At 69.6% G+C, this 13,813-nt stretch carries 12 protein-coding genes; 3 read left to right on the top strand and 9 right to left on the bottom strand.

The features are described from left to right. Positions 1–28 precede the first annotated feature (28 nt). The 7 genes from VHR41_00905 to VHR41_00875 all read right to left on the bottom strand — a co-directional run bounded on the left by VHR41_00905 (position 29) and on the right by VHR41_00875 (position 6,360). Positions 29–646, bottom strand: a complete 618-nt coding sequence (locus VHR41_00905; protein ID HEX3232723.1) for a cytochrome c3 family protein — start codon at positions 644–646, stop codon at positions 29–31. A gap of 88 nt (positions 647–734) precedes the next feature. Then, positions 735–1,265 carry a DUF3788 family protein gene (locus tag VHR41_00900; protein HEX3232722.1) on the bottom strand — a complete coding sequence of 177 codons (531 nt, stop codon included), beginning with the start codon at positions 1,263–1,265 and terminating at the stop codon, positions 735–737. After that, the gene (locus tag VHR41_00895) at positions 1,262–2,047 is read right to left on the bottom strand and encodes a TrmH family RNA methyltransferase (GenBank protein HEX3232721.1); all 786 of its coding nucleotides are present in this window, start codon (positions 2,045–2,047) and stop codon (positions 1,262–1,264) included. The genes VHR41_00900 and VHR41_00895 overlap by 4 nt, the downstream gene beginning before the upstream one ends. A gap of 10 nt (positions 2,048–2,057) precedes the next feature. Beyond that, positions 2,058–3,524 carry a type IV pilus twitching motility protein PilT gene (locus tag VHR41_00890; GenBank protein HEX3232720.1) on the bottom strand — a complete coding sequence of 489 codons (1,467 nt, stop codon included), beginning with the start codon at positions 3,522–3,524 and terminating at the stop codon, positions 2,058–2,060. An 8-nt stretch (positions 3,525–3,532) separates the two neighbouring features. Then, positions 3,533–3,994 carry a hypothetical protein gene (locus VHR41_00885; GenBank protein ID HEX3232719.1) on the bottom strand — a complete coding sequence of 154 codons (462 nt, stop codon included), beginning with the start codon at positions 3,992–3,994 and terminating at the stop codon, positions 3,533–3,535. Between the two features lie 58 nt (positions 3,995–4,052). Continuing rightward, positions 4,053–4,940, bottom strand: a complete 888-nt coding sequence (locus tag VHR41_00880; GenBank protein HEX3232718.1) for an NAD(P)-dependent oxidoreductase — start codon at positions 4,938–4,940, stop codon at positions 4,053–4,055. A 112-nt stretch (positions 4,941–5,052) separates the two neighbouring features. Further along, a complete protein-coding gene (locus VHR41_00875) occupies positions 5,053–6,360 on the bottom strand; it encodes a S8 family serine peptidase (protein ID HEX3232717.1) in 1,308 nt (435 codons plus the stop codon). Positions 6,361–6,483: 123 nt separating this feature from the next. Here VHR41_00875 and dinB point away from each other — a divergent pair, with 123 nt between their 5' ends. Next, positions 6,484–7,680 carry a DNA polymerase IV gene (gene dinB, locus VHR41_00870; GenBank protein ID HEX3232716.1) on the top strand — a complete coding sequence of 399 codons (1,197 nt, stop codon included), beginning with the start codon at positions 6,484–6,486 and terminating at the stop codon, positions 7,678–7,680. A gap of 11 nt (positions 7,681–7,691) precedes the next feature. Here dinB and VHR41_00865 read toward each other — a convergent pair whose 3' ends face one another. Beyond that, complete coding sequence (locus tag VHR41_00865; GenBank protein HEX3232715.1) at positions 7,692–8,354, bottom strand: hypothetical protein; 663 nt, start codon at positions 8,352–8,354, stop codon at positions 7,692–7,694. A 35-nt stretch (positions 8,355–8,389) separates the two neighbouring features. Further along, complete coding sequence (locus tag VHR41_00860; protein HEX3232714.1) at positions 8,390–10,141, bottom strand: serine/threonine-protein kinase; 1,752 nt, start codon at positions 10,139–10,141, stop codon at positions 8,390–8,392. 303 nt (positions 10,142–10,444) lie between these two features. On the opposite strand from VHR41_00860, the gene glnA reads away from it, so the two are divergent. Both glnA and ilvD read left to right on the top strand, forming a co-directional pair. Beyond that, a complete protein-coding gene (gene glnA / locus VHR41_00855; protein HEX3232713.1) occupies positions 10,445–11,911 on the top strand; it encodes a type I glutamate--ammonia ligase in 1,467 nt (488 codons plus the stop codon). A 207-nt stretch (positions 11,912–12,118) separates the two neighbouring features. After that, positions 12,119–13,795: a dihydroxy-acid dehydratase gene (gene ilvD, locus VHR41_00850; protein HEX3232712.1), complete on the top strand. Its 1,677-nt coding sequence runs from the start codon at positions 12,119–12,121 to the stop codon at positions 13,793–13,795. Positions 13,796–13,813 lie beyond the last annotated feature (18 nt).

Here is a 13,813-nt window from a genome sequence, read left to right as displayed (position 1 = left end):
CCCGCGGTTCGGCGGAGCGGCGGGAGACTCAATAATGACATACCGAGCAGTCTCGCGAGACCTTCCGCTGGACATGGCAGGTGATGCAGAATCCCATGTTGTTGACGTTGTTCACCCGGTAGACCTGGGGCATGCGCTGGACCTCGCCATGGCAGGTGATGCAGGCGTTCGGTCCCAGCGCCTTGATGTGCCGCTGGTGGGGGAAGTGGGCGTGCCGCGCGAGGTAATGCACGCGCACCCACTCGACCGGCTTCTTCTCGGTCCAGGCCTGGCGCACCTTCTTGATCTCGGTCTTGGCCGAGCTGTCGCTGCCGCCGATGACCAGGTGGCACCCCATGCAGGTCTGCATCGAGGGGATGCCGGGCTCCGGCGAGACCGCCACGGAATAGTGGCAGTACTGACATTGGATCTTGAACTGTCCAGCGTGAATGTCGTGGCGGAAGAAGATCGGCTGACGCGGACCCTTGAGCGCTCCGCTATCGGAGAGGACCGGGGCCCCGATCGAATCGGCGACCGCTTTGGCTTGCTGCGCCTGGGTGGACGGGCCGGTCAAGGCCAGGAAAGTCGCCAGCGCGCCGGCCCCGAGGCCGCCGACCACGATCGCCAACGTACGCATCATCGATCCCGTGCTGAGGGAGTGGCGCACCGCTGCTCGTGAAGCGATTCACTTGCGCGCCAAAGTAAAGTGCACCCATCCGATTATTCAACCCGAGCCCTCGGCTAATGGGAGCGTTTCACTCGGCTTCGATCCCGCCATCCTCGGGGTCCGGCCGAGCACGCGGCTTGGGAGCGCGGTGCGGCGTCGGGCGCTCGGCCAGCCACTCGGCCTTGCGGGCCGCCAGCCGGAGAAACGCGTCCACGGCGCGGCGGTCGTCCAGCTCCAGCCAGCACCACTTGACCGGACCGGTACGCTGTCCCTCCTGCACCGCCCGGGCAATCGCCGCCGCCGGCCGGGCGGCGCGGCGGAAGCGGTCCTCCTCGGACTCGCTCAGGGTGAAGGTGGCGGAGAGCGCGTCGCCCACCACGTGCACCCAGCACAGCTTGCGGTTTCCCAGGCCGTATTCCCAGGCCCAGCGCCAGCTGGTCCCCATGAAGCGCACGCTCTCCGCCACCCCGGGAAGCGCCAGCAGGCCCTTCCGGAGCGCCGCGAAGCGCGCCGCCGCCGCCGCGGGCAGATCGTCCAGCGGCGCCGCGGCGGCGGGCTCGACCTCGGCATCCGCGTAGCGATTGGCCGCCCAGTACGCGCTCGAGCGCAGACGAGTCATGCGTCGCTCCCGCTCGAATGGCCCGTGGAATCGTCGGGATCGGCCGCGAAGGGGACGCCGGCCCGCTCCAGGTACCGCAGCACTTCGATGCCCATGGCCCGGACCAGGGAGGCTTCCCGGCCGTCGAGGTCCGCGCGGTGCACGATCTCACGGAAGGAGCGCATGACGCTGTCGGGGCGGCGGGTCTTGAAGAAGTCGATGGCCCAGAGGGCCCGCTGCCAGTCGGCGAAGAGCGTCTCGAGCTGGGCGGCGGTCGCGGGACCCGCCTGATTCCGCGGCGGCTTCAGGGGCAGCCGTTCACCGCCACGCGCGTTCCAGCTCTCGTACGCCATGATCGCCACCGCCTGGGCGAGGTTGAGCGAGGGATGCGCCGGATCGGTGGCGATGGTGACCACCAGATGGCAGAGATCGAGCTCTGCGTTGGTGAGCCCGCGGTCTTCCCGCCCGGCGACGATCGCCACCGGCCCCGCGGCGGCCCGGCTCACCAGCTCGGCCGCCGCCTCGCGGGGCCGCAGGGTGTGCCGCTTGGCGGCTCGCTCTCGCCCGGTCAGCACCGCGGTGTAGACACAGTCGGCCACCGCGTCGGCCAGGGTCGGCACCTGTTCGATGCGCGCCACGAACTCCGCCGTGTTGTGCGCGATTCCTTCGATCCGGTAGGGATCGAACACTTCGGGATCGACCAGGCGCATCCGCTCGAGTCCGAAGTTCTTCGCGATCCGGACGGCGCTGGCGATGTTGACGATGTCCTGCGGATTGACCAGCACCAGGATCGGCGGGGCCACCCGCCCGCCGTCATCCCTCGCCGAGGAAGGACACATCGTGCCGCTTCGCCTTGAGCGCCGCGGCGAACCCGGCCTTCTCGACGGATTTCATGTAGGCTTCCTTGGGCTCGACCTGCTTGGCGTCCACCAGCTCCATCAGGGCGTCGTTCAGCGTGACCATCCCCGCTTTGCGATTGGTCTGCATGATCGAGGGAATCTGGAAGGTTTTCCCCTCCCGGATCAGGTTGGACACCGCCGGCGTGCTCAGCAATATCTCCCGGGCGGCCACCCGCCCCCCGCCGATCTTGCGGCACAGCGTCTGGGCGATGACGCCCCGGAGCGATTCCGACAGCATGACCCGCACCTGGGACTGCCGGTCCGCGGGGAACTGGTCGATGATCCGGTCGATGGTGGAGGACGCGGTGGTCGTGTGGAGTGTCCCGAACACGAGGTGCCCGGTCTCCGCGGTCTCGATGGCAATGGAGACCGTCTCCAGATCGCGCATCTCGCCGACCATAATGATGTCGGGGTCCTCCCGCAGGGCGGCCCGCAGCGCATGCTTGAACGAGCGGGTGTGGACCGCCACCTGCCGCTGGGTCACCAGGCAGCGCTTGCTCTGGTGCACGAACTCGATCGGGTCCTCGATGGTGATGATGTGATCGGTCCGGGTGCGGTTGATGAGATCGATGAGCGCGGCGAGGGTGGTGCTCTTGCCCGAGCCAGTGGGGCCGGTCACTACCACCAGACCCTTGGTGAGGTAGCAGAGGTTCTGAACTTCGCGGCCCAGCCCCATCTCGTCCGCGGTACGGACTGTGGTCGGAATCACCCGGAAGACCGCCATCGGCCCGTGCCGGTCCCGGGCGGCGTTGCAGCGGAACCGCGCCAGGCCGTCGATCTCGTAGGCCCAGTCGGTGTCGCCGGTCTCGCGCAACTCCCCGATCTCCCGGGGTGTCATGATGCTCGTGAGCATGGCCTCGACCCGCTCGGCAGGGATGGCGGGCAGGGGCTCGCGGGTCAGCTCGCCCGAGCGGCGGAGCAAGGGCGGCTCGCCGGTTCGGAGGTGGAGATCGGAGGAGCCGGAGGAGACCAGCAGCCGGAAGAGGTCGTCCATCGCGGCGCGCGCCTCGGCCAGGTCCTGCGCGCTCCTGGCAACCGGCGCCGCCACCGGCAGCGGAGTGGCGGCCGGTGCCGCGGGCGCTACCACCGGATGCAGCAGCACCTGCGGGCCCGCAGCGCCCGGCGAGAGCTCCACCCGCACGGGACCGCTGGGCGACTGGTAGACAAAGGCGAGAGCCTCCCCCCCACCCAGCCGGGGCGCCAGCTCGGCCGAGGCCACCTCCCGGAGGAGCCCGAGGATCTGGGTATCGGTCAGCGGATCGCGGGTGAGCGGCCGCCGGGCGCCGTTCCCGACCAGGGACGCCGGCGCGCCGGGCGCGAGCTGGAGGGCGTCGGCCCGCTGCTCGTGAAGTACCTGAATGAGACGATCGAGTCGAGCCAAGGGCGATCTCAGTCGAGGGGACGGGCAAAGCGGACGAGCGACTTGTTGACGTACCAGGTCACGTCGTCCGAAAAGAGCGAGAAGAAGGCGCCGCTGCCGTTGAGGTAATCCAGCGCGCGCCCGCGAGACGGCGGCAGCTCGAAGGAGGCGTGTCCCCGGTACTCCGCCCCACCCTGGAGCACCACCTCGAGCCCGATCAGCCGCGCCGCCGAAGCCCGGTCGGGATCCACCAGCGCGGCCTGGTCGCGACAGGCCACCACCGCGGCCTGCGCTTTGGGCACGAAGGCCACGCCGCCGAGCGACAGGGTCAGCGCGAAGAACGGATCGGCACGGCAGAGCATTTCGAGCGGCGTCTCCGGGCCGGGCGGGTAGGCCGGCCGTGCGAGCAGATGGAGATCGCCCCGGAGTACGATCCCTTCGGCAAGGACGACTTCGGCGAGCACCTTGTTGGTGAAACCCCAGTCGTTCATCGGCTCTGTGGTGAGGAGTGACCGGAAAGTGAGTGGGGAGGAGCGGAGCGGCAAGTGGTCACCCGCGGATCTCGACGCCCGCCTGCTGCTCGTTCAACCGAATCGGATCCAGGTAGTCCGCCCCTTCGCCCAGCTCGGCCCGGGCTGCCCCCAAGCGCGCGCCGGCCTGCTCCAGCACCGGCGCGGTCACACCGGTCTCGGCCAGGAGCATGCGCGCGATGCCCACGTCCTTGTCGAGGAGCGCCAGGCGAAAGGTCCGCGGCCAGGCGCCGGTCAGCACCCGCTCCGGCACCAGCACCTCGCTCACGAACGAGCGGCCGCTGGACGCGTTGATCACATCCAATGCGATCCGCGGAGCCACACCGGCCTTGACCAGCGACGTCAACCCCTCGCCCAGCGCGAGGATGTTGACCGCGAGCAGCGCATTGTTGACCGCCTTGAGCGCGTCGCCGGCGCCGACCGGACCGACATGCTCGATCCGCTTGCCGAAGGCAGCCAGGATCGGTCGCGCGCGGGCGAAGGTCGCCGCGTCGGCACCCACCATCACGCTGAGTGCGGCGGCCGCGGCGCCGTTGGTACCGCCGCTCACCGGCGCGTCGGCGAAGGCGATGCCCCGCGCCGCCAGCCGCCCCGCAATCCGGCGGGAGCTCGCGGGGTCGCCGGAGGTGCAGTCAAGCAGGAGACCGCCGGCCGGGAGGCCGGCCAGCAGTCCGTCGGGCCCATCCAGCAGCGCCTCGACCTCCCGCGAGCTCGGCAGGCAGGTGATCACCACGTCGGCGTCCGCCGCCAGCGCGCGCGGGGTCGGCGCCACTCGCGCACCGGTCTCGGCGGCGAAGGCCGCGGCTCGCGCGGCGGTGCGATTCCAGACGGTCAGCGGACCCCGCCGGGCCAGATGCGCGGCCATGGGACCGCCCATCGCCCCGAGGCCGAGAAAGCCGACGTGCATGGGGGACGGTGCGCCTTTCGGAAGAGCGGCGATATTCGGCGAGGTGGCAAGTTACCCAAGCAAAACGGCGGGCCCAAGGGCCCGCCGTCTTGCTGCCTGCCGGGTGGAGGTCTTACTGGCCTGCCCCCAGAGTCTGATTGGTCACGGCACGATAGCTGTTGAGGCGTCCGGCGCCGAAATGCGTCGCATCGCCCTTGGAATCCACCGTGGCGATCAGCTGGTTGCGCAACGCCGTTCCCCGCAGACCGAGCTTCGACGCCACGATGCCCGCCGTTCCCGTCACCTGGGGTGCCGCCATCGAGGTGCCCTGCATCCAGGTATACCCGCCGCCCAGGCGCGCACTGTAGATACAGCCATCGGGCGTGGTGTTCGAGTAGCAGCTTCCACCCGGGGCCGAGATGTCGAGGCCCGGGCCGAAGCTGGAGTAGGGCGCCAGCGCGTCGGACCAGGTCGTGGCCGACACGGAGATCGCATTGGCATCGCAGGCGGGACATTCGACCGTGTTGGTGCCGGCATTTCCGGCGGACGCGATCACCAGCACGTTTTTGCCGGTGGCGTAGCTGATGGCGTCCTTCTCGGCCTGCGACTCACTGGACCCGCCCAGACTCAGGTTCATCGCGACCAGGCCCGGCTGGTCGGCCGCCGCGAGGATCGCGCTCACGATGGCCGAGGTGGGGCAGCCCCGCTGGCCGCAGACTCGCTGCACGTACACTTTGACGTGCGGCGCGGCGCCGGAGACGCCCGCCACCCCTACCGTCGAGCCCGCCATGGTCCCGGTGGTGTGAGTGCCGTGTCCATCGGTATCGGTCGGATCGTTGTCGTTGCTGTACCAGTCCTTGCCGGCGATGAGCCGGCCGGCGGGAAACTCCGCGTGAGTGAAGTCCACGCCCGTGTCGATGCTGCCGATCACCACGTCGCCACCGCCGGCGGCGTATCCTTGGATGTTGTCCTCATCCGCGTCGAGGGTGGAGCCGTAGCTCGTGGGCAGCGGCTTCCCTTTGTTCTTGCCGCTGGTGTAATTCATGTTCTTGCCGCCCGGATTGTAGAACGCCCACAGGTTCGGGTCGATCGCGGTGGGCTGACGGAGATAGTTGGGCTCCGCGTAGACCACGGCAGCATCCCGGCGGAGCGCGGCGGCATTGGCCCGCTCACTGCCGGCGGCGCCGCGCAGCACCACGAAGGCGTCGTGGTAACCGTGCTCACCGACTCCGAGACCATGGCCCCGTGCCACTGCCGCCGCGGTCGCTCCGGTCGTGAGCTTGACGATCACCTCGCCAGGCACGACCCGTTCGGGACCAGCGGCCCGGGCGGTCGCGAACGCCGGGGCGGCTGCCGGGGCCTCCGGCTGGTTGGGACTCTCGGAACAGGCGGCGAGGGCGAGCGCGCCACAGGCGAGGAGCGCGGGTGACGTCCGGGTCATACGTATCCTCCACTGACAGGGGACCAGCAAGGCAGGCTTTTACAAGTTGACTGACGGGCCGCTCGGGCGCTAGCTGTCCAACCCCTGCCAATTTCTGCACTTCCGAACCAAGGGGTTCCATGCATGGGTGCGCGGATCATGCACGTGGATCTCGACGCCTTTTTCGTGGAGGTCTGCCGCCAGCGGCATCCCGAGCTGCGTGACGTGAACCTGCTGGTGGTCGGCGGGCGGCGGGACCAGCGGGGCGTGGTGCAATCGGCCTCCTACGGCGCCCGCCGTTTCGGCATTCACGCCGGCATGCCGATCGGCCAGGCGGTGCGCCTCTGTCCTCAGGCCACCTTCTTCCAGGGATCCTTCCCCCACTACCGCAGCGCCTCCCTGGCAGTGCGCGCGGTGCTCCAGCGTTTTTCGCCGACCGTGGTGATGGCGTCGCTGGACGAGGCGTACCTCGACTTTGGCGGCACCGAGCTCCTCTATCCGATCTCGCTGCTCCCGGTGGCGGAGGCCCTGCGCGACGATGTGCGCCGGGACACCGGGCTCGCCACCAGCATCGGGATCGGGCCCAACCGGATGGTGGCGAAGCTCGCCTCGGACTTCGCCAAGCCGCGCGGGCTGATGGAGGTGCGCGCGGGATGGGAGGAAGGCTTCCTGGCCGGATTGCCCCTCCGAGCGTTGCCCGGCGTCGGCCCCAAGACGGCGGACCGTTGGGCCGAGCTCGGTCTGGCTGATGTCTGGCAGGTCCAGCGGATGGAGGAGGCCGCGCTCGAGCGCCTGCTCGGCGCGGACGCGCGGGTGCTCAAGCTGCGGGCACACGGTCACGGCGGCAGCACGCTCACCGGCGGCCGGCTGCCCCGGTCGGTGAGCAGGGAGACCACGCTGTCACGCGACCTCCGCGATCCGGATGTTCTCGAGTCGACCCTGGCGGTCCTCACGGCGCGGGTGGCCGGGCAGTTGCGGGACGAGGGGCTGGTGGCCCGCACCGTCACGCTCAAGCTGCGGCACGACGACTTCCACACCGTGACCCGCCGGCGGACGCTGACGGAGGCCACCGACCTCGACGCGGAGCTCTTTGGGGCGGCCCGCGCGTTGTTTCGCGAGGCGTTCGGCGACGTTCGCCGGCGCGACCGCGGCGTCCGGCTGATCGGCATCGCCGCAACCAATCTTGGCGTGGCCGCGGAGGCCGATCTCTTCGAGAGCGAGGACCGGCGGCGGCAGCGCGAGCTCACGACCGCGGTCGACCAGGTGCGCGAGAAGTTCGGCTTCGGGGCGGTGTCTCGGGGCAATGCGCTCCGCGCCAAGCGTCCGCGCAGGGAGGAGTGACGCCGAACCGATCAGGGCTTCCGCAGATTTCGATCCTCGAAGCGGAGACCCACCGTCCCGTCCACTGCCGTCACCTCCGGCCCCAGATCCGGGAAAGCCGCGGCGACGCCGCCGGCGCCCCGCACTTGCACCGTGCTGTTCCGAAACAACCGATAGTAGCCGATGAAGACACGCCGCGTTCCCGGCCGCACGGCGCAGCCGCAATCGACCGCTCCGCGGAGACCCGCGTTGACCGTCACCCGGAGCGGCTGGCTGCTGGCGTTGGTGATGAGCGGCGCGAAGTAGGCGCCATCCCCCGCCTGGCTGGTCGCGACCGCGCGCACCACGCCGTGCGGGCCGCGGAACACGGCGGTCCCCTTGACCGGGGCGCCCATCGGCGTGCCATCCGCGCTGAGCGGGCGGACCAGCTCCCACTCGACCACCAGAGTGCGGCCGCGGGGAACGCCCAGTCGCACCGTTTCGCCCGGGGCAACGGTCCGGGGTCTTGCGGCCCCGATGGTGAGGCGTACGGGAGCCGCGAGGCGGTTGGTGAAGTCGAGCTTGGGTCGGAGCAGCAGCAGGACGCCGCCACCTACCGCCAGCACCAGCAGGAGCAGCAGGGCCAGCAAGGGAGCCACCCCGGGGCCGGGCAGATCCCCTGGGGACGGCGCGGTGCCTCGATCCGCGAGGGTCACACGATCTCCTTGTTCGGGCGGCCGGCGTGGGAAGATCAGCGAACCGGGAGAAACGACTTGAGCGGATTGGCCGGCGCGGGGCCGCGCCGGCGAGTGGCCCGCGGCGGGGCGCCCACTGACTTGAGGGTCCGGCTGCTCACCCGGATGACCGCGGCACCGGTGACCGAGTCAGCCAACAGGCCAAGCGACTGGAAGCGCGCCGTCCGGCCGCCCCTGTCGGTCACCCGGACCGCGCTGCCCGGCCCGAGCGAATAGTAGCCCAGCGGCAGAGAATCACCGGGCCCGATGCCGCAGCGACAGTCGATGCTGTCGCGACCGCTCATCACCGACACGCGAAGTGGGCCAGCCGAGCCGTTCACCACGATGGGCATGAACCAGGAGCGGCCGCCGCTCCCGGCGGTCACCACCCGGCGCAGCTCTCCCCGCGCGCTGTCGGCCAGAATGCTCCCTTCCAGCTCCGCGCCCAGCATGCGCCCCTCCGCGTCAGGGCGGACCATCGCCCAGTGCGCCTCCACCGGCTGACCCGCACTCAACTGGACCCGAGCGCTGTCTCCCCTCGGAATGGTGAACCCGCTGTCTCCGACCGTGACCGCGATCGGCTGCAGGAGTCGATTCTCCACCACCAGGGCGGTCTGGACCGGGGCCGCGGCCGGCGGCGGGACCGGGGCCAGGGCGGCCTTCTTCGGAGCGAGTGACAGAAAACCCACCGCGGCCGCGACGAGCGCTCCCGCCGCCATCAGCACACCGCCGCGCCGGGGCCGGCGCGGCGCCTCCGGAGTCGCAGCGGCGAGCGGCTCCGTGTTGGTCTTGGCCGCGGCTCCCTGACCGTCGCGCAACGCCTCGAGCAGCGCCTGCGCGCTGGGATATCGATCCTCGGGACGCTTGGCGAGCGAGCGAACCACGATGCGGGAGAGCCAGGGCGGGATCCGGTCCCGCGAGAGGGTCTTCACCGGAATCGGCTCGCTCACGTGGCGGCTCACGATCTCCTGCGAATCCTCGCCTTCGTACGGCGGTGCGCCCGTCAGCATATGGAAGAGCACCACCCCTATGCCATAGACATCGGACCGGGCATCGACATCGTGACGTCCGAGCGCCTGCTCCGGACTCATGTAGAGCGGAGTGCCGACGATGAAGCCGGTCTGGGTGTGGTGGGCCGCGCCATCGAGATACTTCACGATGCCGAAGTCGACCAGCAGCGGGCGGCCGGTGGCCTGCTCGATCAGGATGTTGTCCGGCTTGACATCCCGGTGGACCAGCCCGTGCTGATGCGCGTGATGCAGCGTCTCCAGGATCGGCCCCGCGATGGCCAGCGCGCGCGCCACCGGGATGGGTCCCTCCACCCGGAGCAGCTCCGCGAGGGAGCGGCCTTCCAGGAACGGCATGGCGTAGAACACCAGGCCTTCCGCCTCGCGCACGAAATGGATCGGGAGGGTGTGCGGGTGGCTCAGCCGGGCGATGGCGCGCGCCTCCTGCTTGAAGCGCGCCAGCATCGCCGGCGTCCAGTGGAGGTCTGGCCGAAGGACTTTGACCGCGAGCCGCCGCTGGAGCTCGAGATCGAGGACCTCGTGTACTTCCGCGAAGCCGCCGCGGCCGATCAGCCGCACCACCCGGTACTGCGCCCCCAGCGCCCGCGCCAGGCCGTCCCGCGCGTCGCCCTCGGCCGGCGGAATCCGCGGCGGCAGGTCCTCGCTCCGGAGCAGCGCCAGGCTCCCAGGACCGCACCGGGCGCAGTGCGCGACTCCATCGGGCAACGGCGCGTGACAGGATGAGCAGACCAGCACCGGCATGGGCCTCCGCGGATGAGCGCTACGCCTCATGGGTAATCAACAACGACGGCCACCGCCCCGCATCGGGCGGGGGACGGCGCTGTCTCGAGGGCAGATTTGGTGGCTGCAGGAACCAGCATATTATGCCTGAATCTGGTGACACTTTGACCAATTTTGCCGCTTCTGGTACCATCGGCCGAGATATTTATGCAAATCGTGCAAGTTTGCCTTGACACTAGCGCGCGTGGCCCGTATACTCCCCCCAGGCCGACCGCCCACCGAGGGGCGGGGCCATCGACCCACCCCGACCCGCGCGAGATCGCCATGGCCACCACCGCACGAGCCAAAGCCCCCGGTCGCACCACCCAGAGCAGCGAGGTCCGCCAGGTCCTCGATCTGATCAAGCAGCGGAAGATTCAGGTGGTGGACGTGAAGTTCTGCGACCTTCCGGGCACCTGGCAGCACTTTTCCATTCCGGCGGCCACCCTGGACGAGGACATGATCCGCGAGGGGCTGGGCTTCGACGGCTCGTCCATCCGCGGCTTCCAGGCGATCAACGAAAGCGACATGCTGCTGCTGCCCGACGTCTCCACCGCGTTCGTGGATCCGGTGCTGGAGGTGCCGACCCTCTCGCTCACCTGCGACATCTACGATCCGCTCACCCTGGAGCCGTACTCCCGGGATCCGCGGTTCATCGCCTTCAAGGCCGAGGAGTACCTCCGGACCACCGGGATCGCCACGGCGTCGTATTGGGGACCGGAGGCGGAGTTCTTCATCTTCAACTCGGTGCGCTTCGACCAGAATGCCTTCGAGGGGTATTACCACATCGATGCCGAGGAGGGGATCTGGAACTCGGGCCGGAACGGCGGCACCCCCAACCTCGGCCACCGGCCCCGGCACAAAGAAGGCTATTTCCCGGTGCCGCCGGTCGACCGGCTGCAGGACGTCCGCTCCAAGATCATGCTGGCGCTGATCGAGGCCGGGGTGCCGGTCGAGGTGCAGCACCACGAGGTCGGGACGGCGGGGCAGGCGGAGATCGACATCCGGTTCGGCCCGCTGGTGCAGACCGCCGACCGGATGATGCTCTACAAGTACATCGTGAAGAACGTCTGTCACAACCTGGGGTATACGGCCACCTTCATGCCCAAGCCGCTGTTCGGCGACAACGGCTCGGGCATGCACTGTCATCAGTCGCTCTGGAAGGGCGACCAGCCCCTGTTCTTCGACGCCAACGGCTACGCCCTCATCTCGGAGACCGCGCGGCACTACATCGGCGGCCTCATCGCCCACGCGCCCGCGCTGCTCGCCTTCTGCGCCCCGACCACCAACAGCTACCGCCGCCTGGTGCCCGGCTTCGAGGCCCCGGTCAACCTGATGTATTCGGCTCGGAACCGTTCGGCGATCTGCCGCATCCCGATGTACTCCGAGAATCCCAAGACCAAGCGGGTCGAGTTCCGCGCGCCGGACCCGAGCGCCAACCCGTACCTGGCCTTCGCGGCGATGCTCATGGCCGGGCTCGACGGGATCAAGCGCAAGCTGGAGCCGCCCGAGCCGATCGACGAGGATCTCTACGAGATCCACGACGAGCGGAAGAACCTGATCAAGCAGGTGCCCGGCAGCCTGGGCGAATCGATCGCGGCACTGGAGCTGGATCAGGCCTTCCTGCTGGAGGGCGACGTGTTCACCCCGGACGTGCTGGAGACCTGGATCTCGATGAAGCGCGCCAAGGACATCGCGCCGGTGAGCCTCCGCCCGCATCCGTACGAGTTCTTTCTGTACTACGACACCTGAGCGGCGGGCGGCGCGCCCGGGTGGTATCCAGGGCCCGTGACTTGCTCACGGGCCCATCTTCAGGACTGGAGCGCCGCAGTCGCCCTAGGGCGTTTCCCTCGTGAATCCTGCCGAAAGCGTTCACCGAGCCCGCGAGCTTCATTAGATTCCTGACCTCCCTCGCCCCAGCCCGGAGCCGCGGGATCCACTCTGCAGAGATATCGGTCCATGTCCCAGCGCCTGAGGAGCGAAGTCGTCACCGCGGGCGTGCAGCGTGCGCCCAACCGGGCCATGCTCCGCGCGGTCGGATTCCGCGACGAGGATTTCGGCAAGCCCATCGTCGGCGTCGCCAACGGGTATTCCACCATTACGCCGTGCAACGCGGGCCTGGATGTGCTGGCCCGGCGGGCAGAAGCCGCCGTCCGCGCCGCCGGGGCGATGCCCCAGGTGTTCGGAACCATCACCGTGAGCGACGGCATCTCGATGGGCACCGAGGGCATGAAGTACTCCCTGGTGTCCCGGGAGGTCATCGCCGATTCCATTGAGACCGCCTGCGGCGCCGAGAGCATGGACGGGGTGGTGGCCATCGGCGGCTGCGACAAGAACATGCCCGGGGCGATGATCGCCATCGCCCGAATGAACATCCCCGCCATCTTCGTCTATGGCGGCACCATCAAGCCGGGGCACCTGGACGGCCACGACCTCACCGTGGTGAGCGCGTTCGAGGCCGTCGGCCAGTTCAGCGCGGGAAAGATCGATCAGCGCGAGCTGCTCGAGGTCGAGCGCCACGCCTGCCCTGGCAAAGGCTCCTGCGGAGGGATGTTCACCGCCAACACCATGTCCTCGGTGTTCGAGGCGATGGGCATGAGCCTGCCCTACTCCTCCACCATGGCCGCGGAAGACGAGGAGAAAGCGGAGAGCGCCGCGGAGAGCGGCCGGGTGCTGGTCGAGGCCATCCGCCGTCAGATTCTGCCGCGACAGATTCTCACGCGTCAGGCCGTGGAGAACGGCATCGCCGTGGTCATGGCTCTGGGCGGCTCCACCAACGCCGTCCTCCACCTCCTCGCCATCGCGCACTCGGCGGGCGTGGCACTCGCGCTGGACGACTTCGAGGCCGTCCGCGCCCGGGTGCCGGTCCTCTGCGACCTCAAGCCCTCGGGCCGCTTCGTGGCCACCGATCTGCACCGCGCCGGGGGCGTGCCCCAGGTGATGAAGATGCTGCTCGCGCACGGACTGCTGCACGGCGACGCCCTCACCATCACCGGACAGAGCATTGCCGAGACGCTGCGCGATGTCCCGGAGGAGCCTCGGCAGGACCAGGAGGTGATCCGGCCGTGGTCCCGCCCACTCTATGCCCAGGGCCACCTCGCGGTGCTTCGGGGCAACCTGGCCCCCGAGGGCGCGGTCGCCAAGATCACCGGGGTCACGTCGCTCCAGATCACCGGGCCGGCGCGGGTGTTCGACTCGGAGGAGGCCTGCCTGGCGGCGATTCTGGCACGGCGGATCCGGCCTGGCGACGTGCTGGTGATCCGCTACGAGGGTCCGCGCGGTGGACCCGGCATGCGTGAGATGCTGGCGCCCACCTCCGCCATCATCGGTGCTGGCCTGGGCGACTCGGTCGGGCTCATCACCGACGGCCGGTTCTCGGGAGGGACCTACGGGCTGGTGGTCGGCCACGTGGCACCGGAAGCGGCGGTGGGAGGCGCGATCGCGCTGCTGGAGGAGGGAGACCTCATCACCATCGATGCCGCGCAGCGACTGCTCGAGGTCGACGTCTGCAGGGAGGAGCTGGCGGGCCGGCGGCAGCGGTGGAAGGCGCCGGCTCCGCGGTACACGGCGGGCGTGCTCCACAAGTACGCCCGGCAGGTCTCGAGCGCCAGCCTTGGTGCGGTGACCGATCTCTAGCACGGGAGTCGTCCGCCG

It is taken from the genome of Gemmatimonadales bacterium, assembly GCA_036265815.1.
GTDB lineage: Bacteria > Gemmatimonadota > Gemmatimonadetes > Gemmatimonadales > GWC2-71-9 > CAVVWJ01.
Note: the sequence above shows the minus strand (reverse complement) of the source record. Positions and strands in the feature narration are given on the sequence as shown.